The 23,818-nt window shown below is 60.4% G+C and carries 21 protein-coding genes and 4 pseudogenes; 15 read left to right on the forward strand and 10 right to left on the reverse strand.

What is annotated here, in order from left to right:
* The first annotated feature begins 14 nt into the window (after positions 1-14).
* The 3 genes and pseudogenes from I6F37_RS04080 to I6F37_RS45855 all read left to right on the forward strand — a co-directional run bounded on the left by I6F37_RS04080 (position 15) and on the right by I6F37_RS45855 (position 1,244).
* A complete protein-coding gene (locus I6F37_RS04080) occupies positions 15-542 on the forward strand; it encodes an ABC transporter permease (RefSeq protein ID WP_368736713.1) in 528 nt (175 codons plus the stop codon).
* A gap of 191 nt (positions 543-733) precedes the next feature.
* Positions 734-1,027 (forward strand): annotated as a pseudogene (locus I6F37_RS45850) (hypothetical protein); the annotation flags it as partial.
* Positions 930-1,244: a hypothetical protein gene (locus tag I6F37_RS45855; RefSeq protein ID WP_368736728.1), complete on the forward strand. Its 315-nt coding sequence runs from the start codon at positions 930-932 to the stop codon at positions 1,242-1,244. The pseudogene I6F37_RS45850 and the gene I6F37_RS45855, both read left to right, overlap by 98 nt.
* A 130-nt stretch (positions 1,245-1,374) precedes the next feature.
* Here the strand turns inward: I6F37_RS45855 and I6F37_RS04090 are convergent, their stop codons facing one another.
* From I6F37_RS04090 to I6F37_RS04110, 5 genes are read right to left on the reverse strand one after another with little or no spacing between them, the layout of a single operon-like run.
* Entirely contained in the window at positions 1,375-2,376 is a 1,002-nt protein-coding gene (locus I6F37_RS04090) for a branched-chain amino acid ABC transporter permease (RefSeq protein WP_225150350.1), read from the reverse strand.
* Positions 2,377-2,389: 13 nt separating this feature from the next.
* Positions 2,390-3,247, reverse strand: a complete 858-nt coding sequence (locus I6F37_RS04095; RefSeq protein WP_225150351.1) for a branched-chain amino acid ABC transporter permease — start codon at positions 3,245-3,247, stop codon at positions 2,390-2,392.
* Positions 3,244-3,966 (reverse strand): ABC transporter ATP-binding protein, encoded by a 723-nt coding sequence (locus I6F37_RS04100; RefSeq protein WP_225150352.1) that lies wholly within the window; start codon positions 3,964-3,966, stop codon positions 3,244-3,246. The genes I6F37_RS04095 and I6F37_RS04100 overlap by 4 nt, the downstream gene beginning before the upstream one ends.
* Positions 3,963-4,715: an ABC transporter ATP-binding protein gene (locus tag I6F37_RS04105; protein WP_225150354.1), complete on the reverse strand. Its 753-nt coding sequence runs from the start codon at positions 4,713-4,715 to the stop codon at positions 3,963-3,965. Before I6F37_RS04105 ends, I6F37_RS04100 begins: the two co-directional genes overlap by 4 nt.
* A 6-nt stretch (positions 4,716-4,721) precedes the next feature.
* Complete coding sequence (locus I6F37_RS04110; protein ID WP_225150357.1) at positions 4,722-5,987, reverse strand: ABC transporter substrate-binding protein; 1,266 nt, start codon at positions 5,985-5,987, stop codon at positions 4,722-4,724.
* A gap of 260 nt (positions 5,988-6,247) precedes the next feature.
* Between I6F37_RS04110 and I6F37_RS04115 the strand changes: the two genes are divergently transcribed.
* From I6F37_RS04115 to I6F37_RS04125, 3 genes are all read left to right on the forward strand, one after another.
* A complete protein-coding gene (locus I6F37_RS04115) occupies positions 6,248-6,781 on the forward strand; it encodes a 2,4'-dihydroxyacetophenone dioxygenase family protein (protein WP_225150359.1) in 534 nt (177 codons plus the stop codon).
* Positions 6,782-6,789: 8 nt separating this feature from the next.
* A complete protein-coding gene (locus tag I6F37_RS04120; protein WP_225150360.1) occupies positions 6,790-7,839 on the forward strand; it encodes a 2,3-butanediol dehydrogenase in 1,050 nt (349 codons plus the stop codon).
* Positions 7,840-8,005: 166 nt separating this feature from the next.
* Positions 8,006-9,007 carry a helix-turn-helix domain-containing protein gene (locus tag I6F37_RS04125; protein WP_225150362.1) on the forward strand — a complete coding sequence of 334 codons (1,002 nt, stop codon included), beginning with the start codon at positions 8,006-8,008 and terminating at the stop codon, positions 9,005-9,007.
* Positions 9,008-9,186: 179 nt separating this feature from the next.
* On the opposite strand, the pseudogene I6F37_RS45860 reads toward I6F37_RS04125, so the two are convergent.
* A pseudogene (locus tag I6F37_RS45860) lies at positions 9,187-9,830 on the reverse strand (gamma-glutamyltransferase).
* A 356-nt stretch (positions 9,831-10,186) separates the two neighbouring features.
* Between I6F37_RS45860 and I6F37_RS04140 the strand changes: the two are divergent.
* Positions 10,187-10,825, forward strand: a complete 639-nt coding sequence (locus I6F37_RS04140) for a hydrolase (RefSeq protein WP_225150364.1) — start codon at positions 10,187-10,189, stop codon at positions 10,823-10,825.
* Positions 10,826-11,289: 464 nt separating this feature from the next.
* Here I6F37_RS04140 and I6F37_RS04145 read toward each other — a convergent pair whose 3' ends face one another.
* Positions 11,290-11,526 (reverse strand): hypothetical protein, encoded by a 237-nt coding sequence (locus I6F37_RS04145; protein WP_225150366.1) that lies wholly within the window; start codon positions 11,524-11,526, stop codon positions 11,290-11,292.
* Positions 11,527-11,901: 375 nt separating this feature from the next.
* Here I6F37_RS04145 and I6F37_RS45865 point away from each other — a divergent pair.
* Both I6F37_RS45865 and I6F37_RS45510 read left to right on the forward strand, forming a co-directional pair.
* Positions 11,902-12,282, forward strand: a pseudogene (locus tag I6F37_RS45865) (hypothetical protein); the annotation flags it as partial.
* 10 nt (positions 12,283-12,292) lie between these two features.
* Positions 12,293-13,351 (forward strand): molybdopterin cofactor-binding domain-containing protein, encoded by a 1,059-nt coding sequence (locus I6F37_RS45510; RefSeq protein ID WP_276573770.1) that lies wholly within the window; start codon positions 12,293-12,295, stop codon positions 13,349-13,351.
* 440 nt (positions 13,352-13,791) lie between these two features.
* Here I6F37_RS45510 and I6F37_RS04165 read toward each other — a convergent pair whose 3' ends face one another.
* Positions 13,792-15,105 carry an adenylate/guanylate cyclase domain-containing protein gene (locus I6F37_RS04165; protein ID WP_225150590.1) on the reverse strand — a complete coding sequence of 438 codons (1,314 nt, stop codon included), beginning with the start codon at positions 15,103-15,105 and terminating at the stop codon, positions 13,792-13,794.
* Positions 15,106-15,178: 73 nt separating this feature from the next.
* The gene (locus tag I6F37_RS04170; RefSeq protein ID WP_225150370.1) at positions 15,179-15,796 is read right to left on the reverse strand and encodes an isochorismatase family protein; all 618 of its coding nucleotides are present in this window, start codon (positions 15,794-15,796) and stop codon (positions 15,179-15,181) included.
* Positions 15,797-15,948: 152 nt separating this feature from the next.
* On the opposite strand from I6F37_RS04170, the gene I6F37_RS04175 reads away from it, so the two are divergent.
* From I6F37_RS04175 to I6F37_RS04200, 6 genes are all read left to right on the forward strand, one after another.
* Positions 15,949-16,860 carry a LysR substrate-binding domain-containing protein gene (locus I6F37_RS04175; protein ID WP_225150372.1) on the forward strand — a complete coding sequence of 304 codons (912 nt, stop codon included), beginning with the start codon at positions 15,949-15,951 and terminating at the stop codon, positions 16,858-16,860.
* Positions 16,861-16,980: 120 nt separating this feature from the next.
* Entirely contained in the window at positions 16,981-17,868 is an 888-nt protein-coding gene (locus tag I6F37_RS04180) for a pirin family protein (RefSeq protein WP_225150374.1), read from the forward strand.
* Between the two features lie 86 nt (positions 17,869-17,954).
* On the forward strand, positions 17,955-18,887 hold the full coding sequence (locus tag I6F37_RS04185; RefSeq protein ID WP_225150376.1) for an alpha/beta hydrolase: 933 nt from the start codon (positions 17,955-17,957) through the stop codon (positions 18,885-18,887).
* A gap of 20 nt (positions 18,888-18,907) precedes the next feature.
* Positions 18,908-20,416, forward strand: coding sequence for a GMC family oxidoreductase (locus tag I6F37_RS04190; protein WP_225150377.1), 1,509 nt, complete (start codon positions 18,908-18,910; stop codon positions 20,414-20,416).
* Positions 20,417-20,486: 70 nt separating this feature from the next.
* On the forward strand, positions 20,487-21,227 hold the full coding sequence (locus I6F37_RS04195; protein WP_225150379.1) for an SDR family NAD(P)-dependent oxidoreductase: 741 nt from the start codon (positions 20,487-20,489) through the stop codon (positions 21,225-21,227).
* Complete coding sequence (locus I6F37_RS04200; RefSeq protein ID WP_225150381.1) at positions 21,224-22,426, forward strand: MFS transporter; 1,203 nt, start codon at positions 21,224-21,226, stop codon at positions 22,424-22,426. Before I6F37_RS04195 ends, I6F37_RS04200 begins: the two co-directional genes overlap by 4 nt.
* An 837-nt stretch (positions 22,427-23,263) precedes the next feature.
* Here I6F37_RS04200 and I6F37_RS04205 read toward each other — a convergent pair.
* Positions 23,264-23,552: pseudogene (locus I6F37_RS04205) on the reverse strand (winged helix-turn-helix domain-containing protein); the annotation flags it as partial.
* Between the last annotated feature and the right edge of the window lie 266 nt (positions 23,553-23,818).

The following is a 23,818-nucleotide window of genomic DNA, read 5'->3' on the forward strand; positions in this document are numbered from 1 at the left end:
TTGCGGCCGGCCTGGTGCTCGGCCGTTCCGATTTCCTCTCTCGCGTGTTCAGCCCCTACATCGTGGCGCTCAACTCCATACCGCGCATTGCGCTGGTCCCGCTCGTCATCCTGATTTTCGGCCTCGGTGACCTCTCCAAGATCGCAACCGCCTGGCTCGTCGTGTTCTTCGTGGTGTTCTTCGATACCTTCGAAGGAACGCGTGCGGTCGACCGTGACCAGATCGCTGCCGCCCGCCTGCTCGGCGCCAGCGAATTCACGGTGCTGCGCACGGTCGTGATCCCATCCGCGCTCGCCTGGGTGTTTGCCTCGCTCTTGCCGGCCGTCTCTTTCGCGCTGATCGGCGTCATTGTCGGCGAGTTCATCGGTGCCGAACGCGGTCTCGGCAAGCTCATCATCGAAGCTAAGGCGCGGGCCAATGCCAGCGAGATGATGGTGGCCATCTTGGTCACGATGTTCGTCGGCATCCTGCTGGCGATCGCAGTGCGCTCGCTGCAGTCCTACCTCTTGCGATGGCAGCCGCAATTCGAGCAATCAGCATAGGCCTGCAAAAATGGACACCGATGAGGGTGAACAAATTGCAAGCCGAATGACAGGACCTATGGTCGCGCGCGCGCATCGCAATTGCATCGATCGCGATCCACTTGCCTGTGACGACACCATGCAGGCTCTATTGCCAAGGCGCCAATTGCCGCCAGCGGTCCGGAATGGATCTGGGCGCGAAACTGTTCAACATGTTCTTCACTAAGCCGCACGCTTCGGTCTGCTCGGGCGAGAGGCGGTGGCCGGTCCCCCCACATCGAGCTCCTGGACTACGAGATCGAACTCGCGCTCGTGTTTCGCCGCCCGATCTCGTCGGCTGTCACGGCGACGCGCAAAACCCTGCCTGGCTAAGTCTTTGGGATCATCATCGCCAACGATCTAAGCGCCGTGACATGCAGCTGCCCCAGACCCAGTTCTTCAAGGGCAAGAATTACCGCGGCTTTTGCCCGATCGGCCCATGGCTCACGGTGCTCGAGCGTGACGAATTACCCTGCATGGATGAACTCGCGCTCGAGCTCGACGACAACGGCGCGGCGGCAGAGCGACACCACGGCCAACCTGGTGTTCAAGCCGGCAAAAACGATCACCGAGCTCTTCACCTTCCCGAACGTCGCTCCCGGAAATGTCCTGCTTACCGGGGGCCCCAAGCGGCTGTGCACTAAGAGTGCCGCCGTCACCGCTGCGCCGGCTGTTGCAAGTTGATGTTTGCTGCATCCACGGCTTTCGTGCCATTCATCTTAATGGCGTTGGCGTCACCGAAGTCGAATTACATGCGACGGTGGCGCCCCGCGGTCGAACCCGCCCCGCTTCTGCACTCTTGATCTCCTCCCACTCATTGGGACTGATTGACCACGGTCCGGGTCAGGGGGAACCACGGCCAGTTCCTTGACTTTGACAGCAAACTCCAGATGCCTCCTGGCGAAAACAGCGCCATAGCGAGGGTCAGGAGGCCGAGGGCGACAAGGTAGGTTGCCCCGAACTGCCCAAAAAAGCGTGTGGCGAAGAAGTACAGCAGCGCACCAATGACAGGTCCTTCCAGCCTGCCGACGCCTCCGACCATCACACTGAAAATGCAAATCGAGGACCAGTAGGGATCGAAGCCTGCGTCGGGCGTGATCCGCAATTGGGCCATGTAGTACAATGCTCCGGCCATTCCTGTTCCGGCCGCCGCCATTATCCAGATCATCAAGCGGATTCTCTTGACGTTGACGCCTTGGCTCGCGGCCGCGACGGGCTCGTCTCGAACCGCCGTGAGAGCGAGCCCGAAGCGCGAGCGAAGAAGCACATACGAACCGCCGACCGTCAACAGCAGCAGGAGCGAACTCACTATCGTGAGCCCCAAAGCCCGTTGATCGGGCGTGTACTGCGCCATCGCGCGCAGTGACATTCCCGACCCGCCATTCACATAGGAGATATTCGCCGTCAGGAGCCTGAGCGCTTCCGCAAAGACCCAGGTCCCGATGGCGAAATAAGGGCCCTCGAGCCGACGCAGCAGCATATATGCCGGGATCGAAACTGCGGCTGCCGCGAACGCGCTGAGCGGTACCGTCCAAAACGGATTGAAACCCATGTTATTCGCAAATACGAAAAGAACGTAGCCGCCGACGCCGATAAATGCCTGCTGGCCTACAGATACAAGACCTGCATATCCCGCAAGCAAGTTCCACATCTGCGCGATCGCAATGAGGCAGCTCAGTTCGATGACCCATCGAATGTGACCGTTGCTGGCCCAGTACGGCATCGTCGGGATGGCCATGACGATCAGCACGCTGGCTACGAGCGCAATGATGCTCGAGGTCGTCTGCCGCCGCACAATTACGTTGGAATGAGACATTGATCTGCGCTGCTCAGGTGCGGGACATCAGGCCCTGCGGACGCAAGGCAAGCACGAGTAGAAAGACGATATGACCGGTAAGGATGCCCCATCCCGGATCGGCACGAGAACCCACCACTTGTGCGATGCCCACGATCATCGCACCAAGAAATGCCCCGCTGATATGGCCCATCCCCCCTATGATGACTGCTTCGAAGGCGTAGATGAGCTGAGCGCCACCATCCGCCGGCGCCACGGTCGTGCGGGTCGCTTGGCAAAAAGCTGCAGCCCCAAGAATGCCGACGGCGATGGCGGTGGCGAGTGCGTAGACCCTTTTGGTGTCTACTCCCGATAAAGTCGCAGCATCGCTGTCAGCCGCAGCAGCCCGCAAGGCACGTCCGAACTTCGTGAACTTGAGCGCCAGATGAAGCCAGGTCGTTAGTGCGACCGCGAAGGCAAACACGGCGAGGGGCAGAACTCCCACATAGATCGAACCGAGTTCAATCGACATGGACGAGAGCGCGCCCAGTGAGAGCGACCTAGTGTCGGCCGACCAGATCTGCAGCATGAGGTTCTGCAAAGCGATTGACAAGCCGAACGTCGCCACGAGGGATGGTAGCGGATCGGCCTTGACGACTCTGTTCAACACTGCTCGCTGAAGAACCCACCCGATGAGAACGCCGGCCGGCACCAGCAGGAGGGGAGCCGCGAGCGGCGTAATTCCGAGGGCGGCGACAAGAGATATCCCAAGAAGGGACAGCAGAATGACGAGATCGCCATGCGCGATGTTGACGATTCGCATCACTCCGAACATCAGGGCCATTCCCAGCGCGTACTGGGCATAGAGCCCGCCGAGAAGGATACCTTGGACGAGCGCGTCCAGCCACTTCATGAATGTGCTCCAAAGTAAGCGCGTGAAATATCCTCCTGAGCAATTTCGCCGGACGGGCCGGACAGCGTCACTCGCCCTTCCAGCATGCAATACAGGCGATCACTCGAGGATCTCGCCCGAGACACGTCTTGCTCGACGATCACGATCGAGGTGCCGCTCGCACGAATCTCGGGAAGCTTCTGGTAAATCTCCTTGACGACCTTCGGTGCGAGCCCCAGTGAGATCTCGTCGCATAGGAGCAAGCGAGGCTGCGCCAGCAGGGCGCGGCCTATTGCGACCATCTGCTGCTGTCCCCCTGACAGCCTTTCGACCAGTTCGCGACGCCGCTCCTTCAAGACAGGGAGCAGGTCATACAGTCGCGAGAGCGTCCATCGTGATGCGGGTTCGACGTCAGCTCGTGCCCGATCGAGGCAGACGCGCAGATTGTCCTCTACGGTCATTCCCTTGAATAATCTGCGTCCTTCAGGAACCATCGCCAGTCCTTTGCGCACCAGGGCATGCGCCGGAGTTCTCGAAGTGGCTTCGCCCGCAAACGAGATCGTACCCGCGGTCGGGGACATGAGGCCTGTGATGGCCTTCAAGAGCGTGCTCTTGCCCGCGCCATTCGACCCGATAAGCGCAACAATCTCACCGGCTGCAATCTCGAAATCCACGTTGAAGAGCGCTTGAAAATCGCCGTAGGCCGCACATAGACGCCTCACCTCCAGGATCGCGGTCATGCCTCGATCCCCATGTACGCCCGACGAACATCGGGATCGACCATAACGTCGTTTGGCCGGCCATCGGCGATCTTGGAGCCGAAATCGAGAACCATCAGGCGGTCTGCGACTGCCATCAAGGCATGGACGACGTGCTCGATCCAGATGATCGTCACGCCGCTGCATCGGATTTTCTGGATCAGCGAGACCAGGTCGGCAGCCTCTTGATCAGTCAAACCGCCGGCAATCTCGTCAAGCAGCAACAGCTTCGGCTCCCCTGCCAAGGCCCGGGCCAGTTCAAGCCGCTTCCGGTTGAGAAGGGTCAGCGAGCCTGCCGGGCCGTTGGCCCGGTCAGCCAGACCGCAATCCTCGAGGATTGTCAGGCAAGCTCGATACGAGTCACGCTCCGATTTCCCGGCCGCGAACATCGCCGAAACCAGAAGGTTCTCGAACGTCGTCATCGCTCCATAGGGGCGCGGGATTTGATAGGTCCTCCCGATCCCGAGCGCGGCCCGTCTGTGAGCGGGCAGCTGCGAAAGTGGCTGGCCGGCGAGTGTGATCTCACCCGAGCTCAATCCGAGATCGCCGCTGATCAGATTGAACAGCGTGGTCTTGCCTGCTCCATTGGGACCGAGCACGCCCAGCACCTCGCCTACTCCGACATCGAAGTCGACGTTCTTGACGACATGCAACCCGGCAAACGACTTTGAAACGCCGCGAGCGGACAGCAGGATCGCGCCCGAAGCGCGATCCTTCGATACAACGGACATTGGAGTTCACCAGGACATAGGTTTGAGTTTACCCTCGGGCTCCATGATCGGATAAAGCGAGGTCTCCACGATCTTAAGATCGAAGGGGCGCTTCTCGCCTTTAACCCACTGGCCCCCGAGGATCGGCGTCTTGGAAACGTTCGGGTGCACGCCACCGAACTTCACCTGACCAACCAGAGTGTGCAAATTTGTAGTCTTGAGCGCATCCCGGATCGCCCCGCGATCGAGCGGATCGCGGCTCCGCCGCAGTGTGTCGATGATGACCTCCCAAATGGCATGCGAGTATCCGAGGGGCTGCGTCCATTGCTTGCCGGTTGAGCTTTCCCATTTTGCCGCAAGCTCCGCGGATGTCTCGCCGGTCAGCGATGATTTGTAGGGGAAAGAGGGTGTCCACCACACCTCGGTGCTCATTCCCATCCCCAGCGGACCGATCGCTTCGACCGCAGATGGGAAGAGCAGCCCCGCTGCAGCCGTGACGACGCGCGGCTTGTAGTTTTGCTGCGCCGATTGAAGCACGTAGGTCTTCAGGTCACCCGGATAAACTAGGCCTCCGAGAATATCGCAGCCCGCCTTCTTGAATTCCGCGATCTGCGCCGAAAAATCGTTGGTGCGAGGTTGAAACTTGCTTGGCGCCGTGACGTCGAAGCCGGCCTTACGCATCGATGGCGGTAGTCCGATCTTCTCGTCGCCCCACACCTCGCCATCCGCATTCCTGGGAAGAAGCAAGCCGACTTTGTGATTGCTTTCGGTCGATCGCCAGATGTTGACGTAGGTGGTGATGATGTCTTCAAGGCCCCAGAAGAAATGGTACGTCCATTGAAACTGGCCGCCGCCGCGTGGCATGATCACGGCTTGCCATGGCGCTGTCGATGACACGCAGGGAACGCCGTAGAGCTCGGATTGCTCGGACACCGGGAGCGTCACGTCCGTTGTCGAGGCCGGCACCATCAGATGGACCTCGCCATTCTGGATCAATTCGCCCGCGAGCTCGGATGCGCGATTGGGGTTCGACTGTGCGTCACGGTCGAGGATCTCGATGGAATACTTCTTGCCCCTTATATCGAGACCGCCCGCGAGGAATTTACGGATCCAATTGAGAGCGTACTCGTCGGTCTCGCCGAATTGGCTGAGTTGCCCGGTCCGTGGACTTACAAATCCGATCTTGATCGTGCTGGATGACTTCGCCCTCGAGACCGCGGGGGCTGCAAGCGCCGCCACACCCGCCGCTAAGATCGACCGACGCGTCATACCGTCGAGACGCTTCCTGTCCATATTCCCCTCCTCTGTTTCCTCTGGCCACGCCTCTTCAAGCGCATTGCCCGCCGTATCCGCGTTCGCGATACGCCTGGACTCGGCCGGCGCGCTGAAGCAGTGGCTCGGTTTCATAGCCGAGGCTACCCGCATTGTCCCGAGCCAGAACTCGCCATGTCGCTGTGAGCGAAACGATCGGCCGCTCTGGATCAAGCCGCCCTGCAACAGCCTTCGCGACGTTCGTGTAACAGTGCCCGTCTCAATTCAAGCGGAGGATTCCTATGCCCGAAGCGGCCACAACCGAGTTCTGGAAGAACATCAAGCCGATTGAGAAGATCTTCCAGCCGGATGCGCAACCTGAAGTCTATATTCCGAACGCGCCCATCGACGACGAGCGCTATTACGTCCCGCTCACGGAGACGGTTTCAACTCGTCCCCTCTGGATCTCGCCGTCGCAAAACCGATGGTGCGATATCCTGATGGCCAAGAAGGCTGGGTTGGTAAATCGCCACTACCATCCTCACCAGGTTTTCGCCTACACGATCTCCGGCAAATGGGGGTATCTCGAGCACGATTGGACAGCGACTGCAGGCGATTTCGTCTACGAGACCCCCGGCGAAGGTCATACGCTGGTCGCGTATGAGAGTGACGAGCCCATGCGCGTTCAGTTCAACGTGACCGGGCCTCTCATCTGGCTGAACGAAAAAGGCGAGCCGGACGGATATTTCGACGTGCATATGTACATCGATTTGGCGCGCAAACATTACGACAAGGTCGGCATCGGCGCGGCTTACATCGACAAGTTGTTCCGCTGAGGTCTGCCGTGCACAATCGCCAGTTTACCGCCGCCGTCTGGCATGGCGCGCGCGATGTCAGAGTCGAACTTCGGCAGACCTCCCCGCTCTCGGCAAATGACCTGCGTATCAAAGTCGCAAAATGTGGGATTTGTGGAAGCGATCTCCACGAATACGTCAACGGCCCTCACGCGATTCCGGTGTTGCAGGAACACCCGCTGTCGCGGCGCAAGGCACCAATCGTCCTGGGTCACGAGTTCTGCGGGACTGTGAGCGAGGTGGGCAGCGGTGTGACCGAGTTCCGAGAGGGGCAGCGGGTTGTCATTGAGCCGGAGTATCGATGCGGAAGCTGCAGCGCTTGCCAACGCGGGGAGTACAATCTTTGCGAGTCGATGGGCTTCGCCGGGCTCATGGGCGATGGCGGCATGGCTGACGAGGCCACGATTCCGGCCTATATGGCCCACGCGCTTCCCGATGAGGTGTCCTTTACCCAGGCTGCAGTTCTCGAACCAGCAGCCGTCGCCCTGCATGCCGTCCGGCGGAGCGGCTTGGTCGCTGGAATGCGCTGTGCCGTGGTGGGCGCCGGGCCCATTGGACTGTTGATTGTTCAATTGGCCAGGTTCGCAGGTGCGCGCGAGATCGTGGTCAGCGACCTCTCCGACGCGCGCCTGCAAATGGCTACTCGGCTCGGCGCCACGATCGCGGTGAACACCAGCCGCGATTCTCTTTCCGACCATGCCCGCGACGTCGACATCTCTTTCGAAGCCGTCGGCGTTCAGTCCGCCCTCACAAGCGCGTTCAATGTGTTGCGGAAGGGCGGGCGCCTCGTCCTCGTCGGGCTCTTCGGCCAGCCACCCACCATGGACGCCTTTGGCCTGGTCAATCGGGAGATTGATCTGATTTCAAGTGTCGGCTACCGGCATGTCTACTCGGACCTCATCGCCCTCGTCGCTGCGGGTCTGTTCGATCCGTCGCGCATTGTGACCCGAGAGATCCGGCTGGGGGAAGTGGTCCGGGATGGCTTCGAGCGTCTGCTATCCAACCCCGCGGATCTGAAAATCCTGGTAAGTCCCGAGTGAGGTCGACTCGAGTCAGGAGAACGGACCAATTTGCGGCCCCGGTGCAGGTGTTTCAGGTTTCTGAGCGCCTGTTTCGAAGGCCGGCTAACGGCCTTATTGCCGTTGAAGCAGTTCGGCCAACCGGTTAGCATAATGCAAAAATATGCACATATGACCGGGAGGGGACATGCAAGCAGCTTGCCTTGCCGAGCAGGGCCGTGCGGCACGGCCTATCAAATTCGACACAGCGGCCGTTCCACCGCTCCGACGCATCAGCTTTTGGGAAGAGAAATGCGCTGATAGGGTCGTGGGACTTCGGTGCACGTCGCTCGAGCCAACCGGGCTTCAAGCCCAGTTTCAGTACGTCGATTTTGGCGCAATGAAACTGATCGATATCGCAGGTGGACAGCACGTCGTCGAGCGCACTCCCGACCTGATCCGCAGGATCGAGAAAGATGCGGTTTTCCTGACTCTGCTGAGCCGGGGCAAGGCGTTCGTCAACAGGGCCAACGACTGTCTAGTACTCAACGAGGGAGACTGCGTCCTCTATGACACCAATCAACCCTATATGCACGGTTTCCCGGGGGACATGCGGCACGTCATATTCGAGCTTCGCGGTGAAGACTTTCGACAACGTTTCCCCGACTGGAATCTCGGCAAGACAATCTGTTTCGATGGTGCGCTTGGCGCCGGTCGATATGTATCAGAGAGTCTGCGGAAAATTCTGCGACGGCATCATCCGTTTAGTGAGCACTGCGATCTGGACCAGACAATAGAAGAGGAGGTTTGGAGAGGATTGGAACTTGCCCATGAGACGATCAGAGGCAGCCGCACCAACTATCAGTTGTTAATGATCGAGCGGATCAAGCAGCTTATTATTGCCAATCTTCGCAATCCAAGGCTGGGGCCGCAATTCATAGCCGAAGAGATGGGGCTCGGCGCACGCCAACTCCACCGGCTTTTTGGAGACGAGCCAGAGTCCCTTTCTGAAACGATCATGCGGTTGCGGCTCGAACGGTGCAAGGAGGATCTTCTCAGGCGCGATCGCCTGAAGGCATCGGTTTCGGAGATTGCTTATTATTGGGGATTTACCAATCTCCCGCACTTCTCTCGGAGATTTAGTGAGGAGTTTGGGTGCGCTCCGTCGAAGATTCGACCCTATTGCTCGGGCCAAACGCCAGGATCTTGAACACGTTCGAACGCCGAAGAGGACCGGGACGTGCCCATCAGCTCGGCGCACATTTCCTCCTCTCGCTCAAACACGGGTATCGACACCGTGAAAGCCGTCTCAGGCGGTTTCGGGTTGTACCGTTTTCCAACAACGGCGGCGCGCCGGGAGGCGGTCAATAGCCAATTGTAGCGCCGTCGCTAGGCGGGTCCGCCCCTCCATTCAGGATCCCACTTTGCGGATCGATCGTTATTCCATGGCCGCGGCCGGCCATCTCGTTCCAGGCCTTCCAGCGGTTCATGATGTGCCCTCTGTGCGCCAGCTCGCCCACGGCGGTGTCGGGGGAGCGACCCTCCAAGTGCAGGGTGTCCCGAGCCTCGCCCAGGCCGAAACTGGGCCGACAAGAAGCGCGACAACTCGATGGCTTCCTGGATATCGAGGCCATGATCTATCATCGCCGAATATAGCTGCAACTGGATCTGCGGTTGTCCGTCTGCCCCCATGCAGCCGAGCACGCTCCACAATCTGCCGTCGCGCTTGGCAATGGAGGCGATCAGGTGTGTAGGGGCACTTTTCCGGGTTCGAGGCGATTGGGATGGTTGGGATCGAGCGAGAAGTAGGCGCTGCGGTTCTGGAGCACGGCGCCTGTGCGGCCCGCTACCAAGCAGGAGCCGAACGCGCCATACAGACTCTGGATTAGCGAGACGGCATTTTCCTCCCCGTCGATCGCCGCGACATCGACTGTGTCGCCGGCTAAGAATCTGGTCCCATCGTAGGACCGAGAGGGTGTCGAAAGGTATCGACGGGCTACGCCCGGGGACGGCTGCCAAGAGCGCGGGCGCAACGGAGCGGGCCAGATGACTGACCTGACGTACTATGTAGCCCTACCCTTCGTTTTCTCCGACGTCGGCCTGGCCGTCGACGAGCGGCGGAGTGCGCGCCACGCCGCGGTGATGCGGGCCGAGGCGTGTCCCGAAGCCCGATTACGCGGGCGCCATCGCGATGGGCCGAACTGGCGATCCGTCCAGCGGCGACTTCAGCCATTCCCATTTGGCCGGAAGTTCCGCGAGGTGCCGGACCATCTCAGCACCTTGTGATGGCGGACGTCCGGCTCGTCCACCGTTGCGAAGCTCGCGCTTCAGCAGATCTTGATGATATAGATTTGGATCATCCTTCACTTCCATTCGAAAGAGGAACAACGTGGCAAAGACCCAGCCCGAACCCGTCCGCGATCCGAAGGCCGATCATCTTCTGACCTCGCAAAACTGCGTTCTGGTCCTGATCGACTACCAGCCTGAGCAGTATTCCAGCGTGACTTCATCCTCCCGTGAGGAGATCACCCTCAACGCGATTGCGCTGTGCAAACTCGCTCAAGCCTATGGCATCCCTGTGGTACTCTCGACGGTGGCGGTCGACATGGGCGTGAACGAAGGCACAATTCCGGAGATCCGCGCGGCTCTGCCGGGAGTGGAAGAAATCGACCGCACGGGCGTCAATGCCTGGGAAGACGATGACTTCCGCAAGGCGGTCCAGGACACGGGGCGACGCAAGGTGGTCATCGGGGCGCTCTGGACCGAGGTCTGCCTAGCCTTTCCGACCCTCGACATGTTGGCCGAAGGCTACGAGGTCTATCCGGTCGCCGACGCCGTGGGCGGCATCTCGCCGGCCGCGCACGAACGCGCATTAGACCGAATGATCCAGGCCGGGGCAAGGCCAATCACGGCGATCTCCTTCGGTTGCGAGATCATGCGCAACTGGGCACGCGGAGATTCCGACAAGCTGCGGGAAGTCATGCGGTGGTATTTCCCTCAGCATCGCCGTCTGCACAAGTCAGCTTGAAGGACAACGTCGATGCTTTTCGTGGTCGGCCACGGAAAATTCAGATGCCTCAAAGCGAACCGCGTTCGAAGGCGTAGAGTTGGGTTCGTACCGAGCGGCATGCGCGCGCCGGTGCTGTTACGGTTCCGGAGACCCGGACTCCTAGGCACTCCGGGCTCCGCCCACAGTTTGCGACCGCCGATACGCGCCGGCTCCGAGAGCGACATGCGGGCACGTTCGACGGATCGAAGTCCGGACCTGCGGGTTGGACGGCGAAAGCATTTGATCAGTTTGAGAGCGCGATCGGCCTCTGCAGCAATACGGCTGCCGGGGCCGATCTGCTCTGCGATGTCGGGGGTGGCGGCACCGGCCATCAAGCACAAGGCGGCTGGCCCGGCAGCGCCACGATGCGCCTTCTGCTCGGCCCTTGACCTCTTCGCACGTCACCTAGCAGACCCTTACTTCCCGCCGAAGGCGGGCTTTCTCTACTTCACGACAGATCCCGCTATCTGAAAGAGCGTTCCGATGACGACAAGACCGAGCCTAACATAGCCAATCGCCTTGTATCGGGCATCGATCTTTACTCCTTCGGGATCGGGCTGCTCCGTGATGATGTAATCCCCTTCGGGAGCGGCAATGCGGAACGGCATCCCGTAGCGAAATAGCAAGAGTACCCCGATCAAACTAAGCACTAAACCGATGACACTATAGACGGCCGCCATGTTGGTCCCCCTTCCCACTCCCGTGAGCATTACCACAACCTAAGCGTGACACGGAAGGTTTGACCTGTCCCGAGTGCGCCCGTGACACCGTAACGAGACCGGCGTAACGTAACGGCATGCTGCTCCCCCTCGTTCAATCGTGGACCGTCCGCTGTTGCCACTGCGGCCACACCGCTGTCATCGCCGCAGCCGTCGCTGACCTGGCGGCGAGGCATCTGCGCTGCGGTTCGTGCGGGACGCGACAAGCGTTCGTTCCTGACAGCGTGGTGCGCGCGCCGCGCCGCCCGCACGGACGCAGGGCGAGAGCGGAACGGCGGGCAGCGGCTGTCAAATCCGGCAAATTGTCGGAATTGCCGACTGATCGGCCGCTCGACGATGTGGCGTGGGCGGGCTGATCGACCGAATGTTCAACATCGAATAGCAGACGGCGGGCACGACGCGGTTGGCACCTGGCACATCCCGACGTCACCCAAGATTGGAGGAGGCACCCAGGAGATCCTGACCGGCGCACCGAATGTCGACAGTGTGATCCACTCTGACGAGGGCTTCCAGTTGGATCGGGCTAACGGGGATGGCGATGTGCACACGGCGATCTACACCAAGCCCTTGATAGCTCACGGCTCGATTGGGCCGTCTTGCGGGGTGGCGGTAGTCACGGAGGCTCGCGTCGAGGTGTGGACCCATTCGCAAAACGTCTTCGCTCTTCGCGCGCAAATAGCCCGCGTTTTGAACGTGTCGTCGGAAATTGTCCGGGTGCGGCACATGCTTGCAGCAGGCTGTTACGGCCATAACGGTGCCGACGATGCGGCGATGGGATGCGGTGCTGCTTGCCAGCCGTCTGCCGGGCCGCCCTGTCAGGGTCCAATGGACCCGCAAGGACGAGCTGACTTTAGAGCCGCTCGGCTCGCCAATGCGGATCGAAATTGCCGCCCAACTGTCGGGTTCACGGATTTCTGCTTGGCGGCTGTCCACACGATCCGGCACGCACATCCAGCGGCCGGGCTGGAACGGCGCCGTCAATTTGCTTGCGCCGGCCGCGCTAGATGACGCGTTCGCACTTTGCTCGGATACGGATCTGCCGTTTCACAACGGTGGCTCGAAGAACGCGGTCGCACTGTATAATTTTCCTCAGCAAGTGACCTACCAATTCGTCCCGAATCTCCCGTTTCGGCTCTCCGCACTCCGCTCCTTGGGTGCATTCGCCAACGTGTTCGCAATCGAGAGTTTCATGGACGAACTAGCCGAGATCGCAGATGTTGATCCAGTCGATTTCCGGCTTGCGCACTTGCCCGACGAACGAGCCCGCACAGTCATTCGACGTGTTTCCGAGTTGGCGAATTGGCCTTCGCCCCCTGAGTCTGGATTTGCGCGTGGACTGGGTTTCGCCCGATTCAAGAACACGGGAACATACTGCGCCGTTGTCGCACTTGTCGCGGTTGAGGAGAGCGTCGAACTCCATAAAATGTGGGCCGCAGTCGATGCAGGTCTTGTCATCAATCCGGCTGGGATCGTGTCTCAGATCGAAGGCGGCATGGTGCAGGCCGCCAGTTGGACTCTCAAGGAGGAGGTTCCAACGGACGATGCGCGCCTGACGGCCGAGAGCTGGAAGGACTACCCAATTTTGACATCACGGAGGTCCCAGAGATCACCGTTGAAGTCCATATCGCGGCCGGACTGCGCCTCGACCGGAGTCGGCGAAGCGTCCCTAGGACCCACCGCCGCTGCGATCGCCAATGCGGTCGCTAGAGCTCTAGGCATACGCGTGCGGGACCTGCCCCTCACTCGCGACCGTCTCATCACCGCCATGATGGGCGCCGAAGCTTGACTATTGCTCCTCTGGGCGTCGTGGCCGATTTAGCCTAGTGTCCGTGATGGCGATATGGATTGCGAAGCCACGCAAGATTCGACCTGTCCCAGGCTCGTGAGGCGGTCCAATCTCGACCTCGCAGTCTTGAACTGGGTTCGGGGCGCACCGGCGTCTCCGCCAAGAACTCAGATATCGCTCGCGGCAGATACAGAGCGCCAGCGATGGAGGCGTGATCTCTGTCGAAGCTCTTGCCAGCTAGGCTTCTTTGAGCACTAGCGCCACAAAGTTCCTTTGTCGATACGTCGACAATAAAGTAAATCGCCCTGACGAAGAGCGAGCAGAACAGTTGGCGGGCTGTATGCCATCGCGCTCCTTCGTCTGGGCGGCAGCGTAGCCGCTGCGTGGCGGAACGAGCGCTCGAAAATGTTCTTCTCCGTCTCCTCCAGTTGCCGTGTGTCTTAACCGGCCGCGATAGATCGCGTCGGCGAGAAGCGCGCCTCCGCGTAATGCTGCCTCGACCACGTCGGAGCTTGGGCACCGCCTCCCCGGTGCGCCTCCGCGCTGCCACCGAGGGAGAACACCTCGATCGGATATCCAAAGCCGCGCACGTGATGTCTGCCAACACTCTCGAGCTCAACGTCGTCCTCGACGTAGGCGGCAAATTCGTGCGAGAGCAGGACCGACCGCCCTATCCGTTTGGTGAGCGCTTCGAGCCGGCACGCCATGTTGACGGCCGGGCCGATGATCGTGAAATCGAGCCGATCATGCGATCCGATGTTACCGTACATGACATCGCCGACGTGTACACCGATGCCGTAGCGGAGGACGCTGCGGCCGGATCTCCTCCTTATCGCGTTCAGCTTCGTCATATTCCGGCGTCCTTCTTCGACGGCTCTCAGAAGATTGAGACATGCCGCAGGTCGGTCCATCGGAAACACCGCGAGGAGACCGTCGCCGATGAATTTTAGTATTTCCCCGCCGTATCGCGCGATCGGTTCCGACATCGCGTCGAAATAGTCGTTTAGCAGCCCGATAACTTCGTCGCGCGGGGAGCTGTCCGACATTTTCGTGAAATCACGCAGATCGCACATCATGATGGCGGCGCTGACGGTCGTTCCGCGTCCGCGCCGCGTGTCGCCCGCGAGAATAAGTTTGCCCGCATGCGACCCGACATAAGTGTCCAAAAGCGTGCGCGCCAGCAGGTTTTTGATGCGTATCTCACTGACCAACGAAAGGACCGGCAGCAATTCCTTAAGATAGGCGATATGAGAATCCTTGAGTCCGCCCGGCCGGTCGGTCGAGAACGATACGACATGACGCTTATCCAACGTATGGTAGATCGGCCAAGCGACGTAGTCCGTCAGACCTAGTTCGCGCAGATCCCGGTAGGCCTTATGCGTTCGTGCGGGCGACGGGGCGCGCTCAAGATTCTCTCGCACTTCGCAGGCGCCGAGCCGGATTTCCTCGACGGGACCGCCGATGTACTCGGGGCGATGTTCGACGTCGTGTTCCACGTGATGAACGACCGCTTTCCGGCCTCCGTCAGACCAAGTGAGTCGGGCGCCGATCCACTGCGGATGCTGAATATCCAAATGGAGGGTTGCCCGCTTGACGGGGATGCCCGCGCCCTGCAACCGAAGGCACATTTGCGCGAAGATGTCGTGGATGAACTTCTCGTGCCGCGTTCCGTGTATCAGCCAGTAGGCGATCTCGTTAAAGTGCCGATTGGCGGGATCCTGGCTGGCTTCGTTCCGACGTCCTTTTCGAAGCATCGCCTTCCCCATGTATTCAATCGATACCGCCGGTCCGTTTCCGGCCGGCGCATCGGTTCTTGATGGTCGTGCGCTACCTGCGAAGCGCCGCCGCGACTTGGCCGACGAGCGTCGCCCAAGGCATGTCGAGGGCTGCATACACCGGACCAGCTTCCGGACGCCCGTTATCCTTTAGAATTTCGACCATCATGGTCGCATGGTCGGAGAGGATCACGCCAGCCTGCTGCATGCGAAACAGGTTCACTTGATGCTTGGTGTCGCTGAAGGTCCCGCAAGCATCGACGGCGACATACGCATCCAGGCCACGAGCGACAGCGGTCATGGCAGGAAAGCCTGCGCAGACTTCCAAGGAGATGCCAGCGAAGATGAGCTTCTTGCGACCCGTCGCCTCGATTGCCTTCGCGACGCGTGCATCGTCATAGGCATTGACCGTCGAGCGATCGACAATCTCGACTCCGGGAAGAGCCTCCACGAGCTCAGGGATGGTCGGCCCCCACATGCTCTCCGCCGCCGTCGTGGTGACCACGATCGGAAGATTCAACGCCCTAGCGGACTTGGCGAGTGCAACGATATTGTGCTTGAGTTCGCCTATCGAGTAATCGCGTACGCCGGTCATAAGGCCCACCTGGTGATCGACAAGGACAAGGGCGGCGTTGTCCGAAGTGAGTGGCTCGTACTTGCGAATGTTCATCGCATTCTCCTGAATTCGCGCTCCGGAGGAAGGTCCGGAACATGGCCACGGCCCTTCGCCGCGACACGCGCAACCAGATACCGGCTAGACGACCCGACCAAAAGCGGTCAATATCGGGACTTACCGTCCACAGGGTTGGACGATGAGGAAGCATGCTTGATCTCAATGACTTCTATCTTTTCGTTCAAGTCGTGGATCGCGGCGGTTTTACCGCCGCGAGCCGTACACTGGGGACGCCGAAGTCTACGCTCAGTCACCGGATGCAGCAGTTGGAGGCCAATCTAGGCGTGCGTCTCCTCAATCGCACCTCGCGTCGGTTCGGAATGACTGATGTCGGCGCGGAGTTTTACCGACATGCGGTCGAGATGCTACGCCAGGCGGAGACGGCGGAGGCCATCATCAAGGAGCGGGTCGGCGAACCAAGCGGAACGATCAGATGCACAGGCGGAGTGGCGACGATGCAGTTCGCCCTATCAGACGTTATCGCAGATTTCCTCGCACGATATCCGAAGGTTAACGTCGTCGTGCATGCCGTTGACCGAACTGTTGACATTGTGGGCGAGAATTTCGACATCGCAATTCGTGCACACACGAACGCGCTCCCTGACTCCAATCTGGTGCAACGGACCCTGGCGCCAGCCCCCTGGTTTTTGTTTGCCGGTGAGTCCTATTTGAAGAAGAACGGCGAGCCAGAGAAGCCACAGGACCTTCGCAATCACCCCTCCCTCTTCATGATGCGAACCGGCGTCGATTCGGTCTGGCACCTGCGCCACGTTCGTCAGTCAAAGAACGAGGAAATCGTACCGCTGACGCCGCGCCTCCTAAGCGACGACATGGTGGGCCTGCAACAGGCCGCGATCCGCGGACTGGGGATCGTTGCGTTGCCCGGCTATATCTGCCGAGCGGCAGTGAAGTCGGGAAAACTGCGCCGTGTCCTTCCGAACTGGATCGCCGGCGACTCGACGCTCACCGCGCTAATCCCGTACCGTCAGGGGCTGCTACCCTCCGTCCGCGTTTTTCTCGATCATCTCGCGGCAGAGCTTCCCAAAACTGTCTTGATGTAGAATGAATTATCGCACGCCGGTCGTCTAATAGGTTGGACGCTAAGTCCTAGACTTACGGACTTCCCGGCACAATCGTGAGCAACCTAGATTGGCCTCCGTGGGCAACACCTGAGGAGGATCATGATGAGCCAGGCAGCAACCGTCGAACGCACGGAGCAAACATCCGATCGCAGGGAAAGACTCGGCGCCATCGTCTCGGCGAAGCCGCTGAGCCTCGGAGGCGGATTCACCGCCCGTCATTTCTCAGAAGAAATGTTTTGCGGCAGCATGGATCCGCTGCTCATGGCCGACGACTTCACGATGACCGCGCCGACCTTCGATCCCCATCTTCATGCAGGCATCTCGGCCGTCACCGCGGTTTTCGAGGACGCTCACGGCGAATTTATCAATCGTGATACGCTGGGGCATACGATCGCGTTGAAGGCCGGCGATTTGTACTGGCTTACGGCAGCGCAAGGAGCGGCACACGAGGAGCGGCCGGCCGAAGGGGCGTGCATCCATGCCCTTCAGATATTCGTCAACCTGCCAAGCCATCTGAAAAGGGAGCCCGCTCGGTCGTTGCATGTGTCAGCCGACCAGGTGCCAGTGCTGGCAGGTCCTGGCCACCGCGTGCGCGTGCTACTTGGCCGGAGCGGAGCTGCGGTCGGCGCCGAGGATACACCCGAAGAGATGACCATGCTCGACGGCTATTTAATGAGTGGTAGCTTCCAGCATCGGTTGCCTGAGGGACGCCAAGCCTGGATCTATGTGGTCTCTGGAGCGCTTGTAATCCGCTGCGGCGACGCGGAACGCGTGCTCGGGCCGGCAGCCGCGACGACGGTCCAGGCCGGCCCCCCCACGGACGTGCTTATCGAGGCTGAAGCATCGGCGCACTTCGTTCTGATGGCCGCGCGGCCGATCCGCGAGCCCTTCGTCAAACACGGCCCGCTCGTCATGTCGACGGAAGTCGACGTCCAACGAACGCTCGCTTTCTACGCAGAAGGCAAGTTCGGGCGGATCCCGTCCTAAGCGCAAATTGACCCTGATGTTATGCCGCACGCGCGTTTTTGCGCGGTCGGTAAGTCGTGTCTGGCAGAGCAGCAAGGATCTCATTGATGAACGCGGGTTTCTACAAAACGGAAGTCATTCCGATCGCGCCTGATGAAAAGGAGCGTGAACGGGCGCTGCGCGAGAGGTTTGCGGCGTTCTGGAGCGCAGCAAATGGCAACCTACGGATCGCCTACGATTCTTTCATCTCCGGCAGTCCAATCGCGGCAGGCGTGACAATCGACGCGGTCGATGACCACGCAGCGCATGGTTTCTTCTTCCGTCCGCAACAAGCATCTGCGACCAACGAAGCGATTCTATTCTTGCACGGCGGCGGCTACGTCCTCGGTTCTGCCAAGGCGTATCGCGGCTTCGTCAGCCAAATTGTCAGTCGCGCCAATGTGCCCGCCCTCGTCATCGACTACCCGCTTGCGCCGGAAGCATCGCTTCCCGCCGCGCCGGAGGCGGCGAAAAGCGCCTGGCGCTATCTTGTCAGCAGGGGCTTTGATCGCATAGCCATCGTCGGCGATTCCGCAGGTGGGGGGCTTTCGCTGGTGACCCTCGCAAGCCTCGCCAAGAGCCCCTCTGGGCCTGCGCCTGTCGGCGGCGTCGTGTTCTCTCCATGGACCGACCTGTCATTCAGCGGTGCGTCGATGACTGATGCGGCAGTGATCGATCCCTTGATCAGCCTCGACTATTTGCGCGACTGCGCCGCCAAATATGTCGGCAATTTCGCGACGGACCATCCCATGGCTTCGCCGCTGTACGGTGATCTGAAGGGTCTGCCTCCTCTGTTGATCCAGGTCGGAACGGACGAGAGGTTGCTCGACGATTCCCGGCAATACGCCAAGCGGGCGTCGCAGGCGGGCGTGTCCGTCGAGCTGCAGATTTTCGAGGGCATGCATCACGTCTTTCAGCTCGACGTCGCTCATTTGGCGACTAGCCGCAACGCACTGAATAATGCTGCCCGCTTTCTTCGTACTGTCTTCGACCACCGCTGACGCAAACGAAAGTTACTTACATGGCAACGAAAAAGAAGTTCGACATCATCATTGTGGGCGGTGGGTCCGCCGGCGCCGTCCTTGCCAATCGCCTTAGCGAAAGCCGTGGTCGTACAGTTCTGCTGATCGAGGCCGGCCCAGTCTACGCGCCCGCCGGCTATCCGGACGTGATCGCAAACGCAGACCGCGTCGGCGGGGACGAGCTCCACGATTGGGGCTACTACACCCAGGACCATCTCGGGCTCGGACACGACGTCAAAGCGATCCGCGGCAAGGTGCTCGGCGGGAGCTCCGGCGTCAACGCAGCAGTGGCGATGCGCGCACGTCCCGCCGATTTCAGAAACTGGACGGAACGCGGTCTCGAGGGCTGGTCCTTTGAGGATGTATTACCGATCTACAAGGCCATGGAGAACACGCCGACCGGCGAGGACGCCTGGCACGGCCGAAGCGGCCCATTCCCGATCCGCCAGCGCACTATGGAGGAGAACACGCCTTCGATGCGGGCATTCGTATTGGCCGCAGAAGCCTGCGGTCTGCCGCGCATCAAGGACTTCAACGGCAGCGAACAACATGGTGTCTCGCCCTATCCGCTCAATGTGGTCGGTGGAAGACGCATCAACACAGGCATGGCCTATTTGACCGACGAGGTGCGCGACCGCTCCAACCTGACGATCAGGGGCGGCGTCGATGTCGACCGGGTTATTTTCGATGACGACCGCGCCGCCGGCGTGCGACTCGCCACCGGGGAAATTATCGAGGCTGGACGGGTCATCCTCTCGGCGGGCGCTTATGGCAGCCCCGCAATCTTGATGCGATCCGGCATTGGCCCCGCGTCCCACCTTCAAGAGCTCGAGATTCCGGTCATCATCGATGCCGCGGTCGGGCAGAAGCTGAAGGAGCATCCATTCTATTACAATGTCTACGCCTTGAAGCCCGCGGTGAAATCCATGACCCCTGTGGCCGGCGCAATCGTCTGGACGAGGTCCAGCGAAGCAGCCGCCGATGAACTCGACCTCCACATCTCGGGCACCCACATCTTCGATCCCGCCGCCAGCCCGACCGGCGGCGCCATCGTCTTGGCCTGCTCGGTAACGCAGCCGAAATCGGTTGGCACGATCCGGCTGTCGAGCCGCGATCCGCGGGCCATGCCCGTTATCCGCTTCAACTTCTTCCAAGACAAGAGCGACCTGCGGCGAATGATCGAAGCCGTGAAGCTCTCGCGCAAGATTGCGGCGACCGCGCCTTTCAGGGACGTCCTCGCGTCCGAGATGTTTCCAGGCGGAGCTGTTCGCGACGACATCGCTCTGGAAAACGCAATCGTCGAGCAGGTCGACGGCTATTCGCATCCGACCTCGTCGGTGCCGATGGGCGCAGCCGAGGACCCCGACGCCGTAGTGGACAGCCGCGGCAAGGTCCGCGGCGTCGAAGGACTACATGTCGTGGATGCTTCGATCATGCCCGACATCGTCTCGGCTCCGACGAACGTCACCACCATCATGATGGCGGAAGCCATCGCACGTAATTTTTGAGCTTATCGCGCTTTACCTGCCGACAACCCTCCGTTCCAATCTACGTGTCGCCACAAAAAAGGAGTTAAATATGTCTGTTCTACAAGGAAAGCGAGCCTTCGTCACTGGTGCGAGCCGTGGCATCGGGGCAGCCGTGGCGCGCCGCTTCGCTGCTGACGGTGCAGACGTTGCGGTTGGCTATGAGCGCTCGGCGCAAGCTGCCGACCTCATCGTACAGGAGATCAAGGCGAATGGCTGCCGCGCGGTCGCCATTCAGATGAATGCGGCTGATCCCACTTCGATCAAACAGGCCGTGGATCGCGCTGCCGCCGAGCTGGGCGGGCTTGATATTCTCGTCAACAATGCTGGTATCATCAGTTACGGCACGATCGAGGAGGTCACGCTCGAGCAGATCGACACAATGCTCGCGGTGAATGTCCGCGGAGTCATCCTCGCAACGCAAGCGGCTCTCCCACACATGTCGAAAGGCGGCCGCATCATCTCGACCGGCAGCAACCTTGCGGAGCGCGTACCGGACGCCGGCAAGGCTCTGTATTCGGCAAGCAAGGCTGCGCTCATCGCCTGGACAAAGGGCACCGCCCGCGATCTCGGGCCGCGAGGTATCACCGTCAATCTGGTTCACCCCGGTTCAACCAACACCGATATGAATCCTGCTGATGGCCCTCATGCCGAAGCTCAGCGACAGCGGATGGCCATTAAGGAATATGGCCGCCCCGAAGATATCGCAGCGCTCTACTCATTTCTAGCAAGTGACGCAGCACGCTCGGTGAACGGCGCCGGCTTCACCGTCGACGGCGGAGCGAACGCGTGACATCCAGCAGCGACCGCTCGGAAAGGCCTCTGAGCCGAGCGTTGACACTCTTGGCGCCGACGGTAGCGATCGTTGTCGCCGCCGAATTCATCGTCGTTGGCCTGCTGCCGGTGGTGGCGCAGGATCTCAGCATTCCGCTCGCGAGAGCGGGCGGGATGGCGGGATGGTTCGCTTTTTCGGCCGCAGTAGCGGGGCCGATCGTAACCCTATCGGCTAGACGGCTGACGCCGCGTTTCATTCTGACCGGGACGCTCTTGCTCTATGCGGCCTGCAACCTGCTGGTCGCCACGGTATCCGATTTCAGCCTGATGCTGCTGGCGCGGATGGTGCAAGGCGCCACGTTGCCCGCCTTTATAAGCGTTGGCGCGTCTGTCGTCATGGAGCTCGCGCCCATGGCGGAACGTGGTAACGGCCTGTCGCGCGCCAATATCGGCTTCGTGCTCGGCGTTCTCCTGGCGCTTCCGGCCGGTTTCGCGCTGGCCCGCTGCGGAACCTGGCGCCTTCCGTTCGTTGTCCTTGCGGCGACTTCCATGCTGCTCGCCCCGCTTATCGCTATGTGCTTTCCGAGCATCCCGGCGGGAAGGAACGAGGGATTATGCGGGCAACTCGCCATTGTGCGTCAGCCTGTCTTCGTGGCGCATTTAGGTCTGTCGGTGGTTCTTTTCGCGGCGATGTTTTCTGCTTACACGTATCTTGGCGCCTGGGTGGAGCAGGCGCTTGGCTTATCAACATGGGGCGTCGCGGTCGCTCTGCTCCTGTTCGGGCTCTTTGGACTTCTCGGCAACAGCATTGCCGGCCGTGTTGCGGACATTGCGCCGATGCGCGCAACAATGGTTGCGGTTGTCGTTCTAGTCGCCTCCGTCAACCTGACGGCGCTCGCGGGCCACGCAATTTCACTGGCGGCCGCACCACTCGTGCTTTGGAGCGCAAGCCATACTGCCTCGGTTGTCCTAGGCCAAGTGCGCGTAACGCTCGCGGGACAATCCGCGGCATCCTTTGCTATGACACTGAACATATCGGCGGCGAACCTCGGCATCGCAATCGGAGCGGCCGGCGGAGGCCGCGTGATAGATAGCCACGGCATCAGTGCGATTGGCATCGCACCTTTCGGATTTGCGATCCTCTCTTTACCGATCGTCACCTTCATTCGCCGGAGTACCTCGCGCGGCATCTCTCGCTTACCACTGACCGGCACTTAGCCATCAACCTGAGCCAGTCTTCATCAGAGCCGGCCGATCTGCAGGGACGTAGCGACGCGATTGCAGCGAGTGGCTCTCCTGTCCTTAAGCTCCTTGAACAATTCCATCAGCAGCAGAGCCGCACGGGTAACTCACAGGCAACCGATAGCGTAGAGCGCGGGCGTCGTGCTTCCGGTCAAGGCATTAATATAGACTACCATAACTAGGCTGATAGTGCCGCCGACCTGGCCCGCCCTGAAGGGTCGCGGGCGCACCAAAAGCGACCTAGATGAGAAAATAGATGAACCCGAGCAGCAGGCGTTGTGCTCGCAAGTGCTGGCCGATTCGCTGTTCTGGCGATCAAGCTGGACCGATCAGGCGCCGTTGGAAGAGGGGATAGATGTTCCGCGAGCTCCACTTGTTGAGCCGATGGCTTGCCCAAGAAGATCGCGACATGCACGTCTTGCCCTGTCGAGATTCCAGGTGAAGTCATCCTCAACGCGGCGCTTGCGATGGCCGGGCTTCGATCGGACGTGCACGGACTCAGTGTTATGGCCTGCAAGTTTGAGGGGGGAACTGCTACGATCCTCTCCAAGCTCGCCGAAATGCGAGATATCGATCCATAGGATGCCCCCTTGAACCAGTCATGCAGCGTCTGCGACGCGCACGCGATCTTGACCGAAATCGAGGTCACGGGGATCGCGCCTCAGTCCTCTCAGCAGTTGGAGCTTCCAGCAAAAACGGGGCAGATCAGTTACAGCTGCAACTCGCCCGAGGCTTTCGATACGGATCTAGGGGCCCCGAATACGTGGCCAACGCCACGTTCGGTCTGACGCGCGGCGCACTCGAATCGACTTAGAGCTTACGCTGTAGCGGCAACACCTGAATGTCGATGCTGCGATCGGAAGTATCCTCATGGATGCGGGTCGCCTGAAGCAGGTGCTCCCGAGTCAGCGGACGTGCGGCGCCTCTAGAAAGTCAAGCAGCAAGGCATACTCCCCCTTGCTGAGCGTTACGGCTGCTCCATTGGAGTGACGAGCCTTCGGCTGCGAAGTTCCAATATCAAACCGTTGAAGCAATAGCATCCGCGATTGGGATCATGAGCTCGCGCGGCTCGGCCCATCTCGTGCCGTCGCAGCATGGCTCGCGCGCCAGCTTGCTTCACGAGCGATTGCTCGCGCCATAATCGTAGCTGTTGCGAGGCGACACGACTGACGTCCGGATGATGCCGGCCCTGCTGGCGCAACGATGCTTGCCGACCTAATCATTCGGCTTTGGATGGAAGAGTTAGCGTAATGCGATCTCGTTAGTTCGCTGCACGCGATCGATCGGCAGCCTGTCGCCGCCGTCTACCGACCATCGAGAAAGTCCGCTTCCACATTTTCCCACGCTTGCGACGACCCCATGAGCATC

Source organism: Bradyrhizobium sp. NBAIM08 (assembly GCF_020193935.1).
Taxonomy (GTDB): Bacteria; Pseudomonadota; Alphaproteobacteria; order Rhizobiales; family Xanthobacteraceae; genus Bradyrhizobium; species Bradyrhizobium yuanmingense.

What these genes read in the sequence shown, in the direction of transcription:
- I6F37_RS04105 (WP_225150354.1), bottom strand. Translation starts at nt 4,715, where the DNA reads ATGTCCGTTGTATCGAAGGATCGCGCTTCGGGCGCGATCCTGCTGTCC.
- I6F37_RS04100 (WP_225150352.1), bottom strand. Translation starts at nt 3,966, where the DNA reads ATGACCGCGATCCTGGAGGTGAGGCGTCTATGTGCGGCCTACGGCGAT.
- I6F37_RS04145 (WP_225150366.1), bottom strand. Translation starts at nt 11,526, where the DNA reads ATGGCGGCCGTCTATAGTGTCATCGGTTTAGTGCTTAGTTTGATCGGG.
- I6F37_RS04095 (WP_225150351.1), bottom strand. Translation starts at nt 3,247, where the DNA reads ATGAAGTGGCTGGACGCGCTCGTCCAAGGTATCCTTCTCGGCGGGCTC.
- I6F37_RS04165 (WP_225150590.1), bottom strand. Translation starts at nt 15,105, where the DNA reads ATGCTTCGAAAAGGACGTCGGAACGAAGCCAGCCAGGATCCCGCCAAT.
- I6F37_RS04115 (WP_225150359.1), top strand. Translation starts at nt 6,248, where the DNA reads ATGCCCGAAGCGGCCACAACCGAGTTCTGGAAGAACATCAAGCCGATT.
- I6F37_RS04195 (WP_225150379.1), top strand. Translation starts at nt 20,487, where the DNA reads ATGTCTGTTCTACAAGGAAAGCGAGCCTTCGTCACTGGTGCGAGCCGT.
- I6F37_RS04170 (WP_225150370.1), bottom strand. Translation starts at nt 15,796, where the DNA reads ATGAACATTCGCAAGTACGAGCCACTCACTTCGGACAACGCCGCCCTT.
- I6F37_RS04090 (WP_225150350.1), bottom strand. Translation starts at nt 2,376, where the DNA reads ATGTCTCATTCCAACGTAATTGTGCGGCGGCAGACGACCTCGAGCATC.
- I6F37_RS04180 (WP_225150374.1), top strand. Translation starts at nt 16,981, where the DNA reads ATGATGAGCCAGGCAGCAACCGTCGAACGCACGGAGCAAACATCCGAT.
- I6F37_RS04175 (WP_225150372.1), top strand. Translation starts at nt 15,949, where the DNA reads ATGCTTGATCTCAATGACTTCTATCTTTTCGTTCAAGTCGTGGATCGC.
- I6F37_RS04125 (WP_225150362.1), top strand. Translation starts at nt 8,006, where the DNA reads ATGCAAGCAGCTTGCCTTGCCGAGCAGGGCCGTGCGGCACGGCCTATC.
- I6F37_RS04185 (WP_225150376.1), top strand. Translation starts at nt 17,955, where the DNA reads ATGAACGCGGGTTTCTACAAAACGGAAGTCATTCCGATCGCGCCTGAT.
- I6F37_RS04110 (WP_225150357.1), bottom strand. Translation starts at nt 5,987, where the DNA reads ATGGACAGGAAGCGTCTCGACGGTATGACGCGTCGGTCGATCTTAGCG.
- I6F37_RS04190 (WP_225150377.1), top strand. Translation starts at nt 18,908, where the DNA reads ATGGCAACGAAAAAGAAGTTCGACATCATCATTGTGGGCGGTGGGTCC.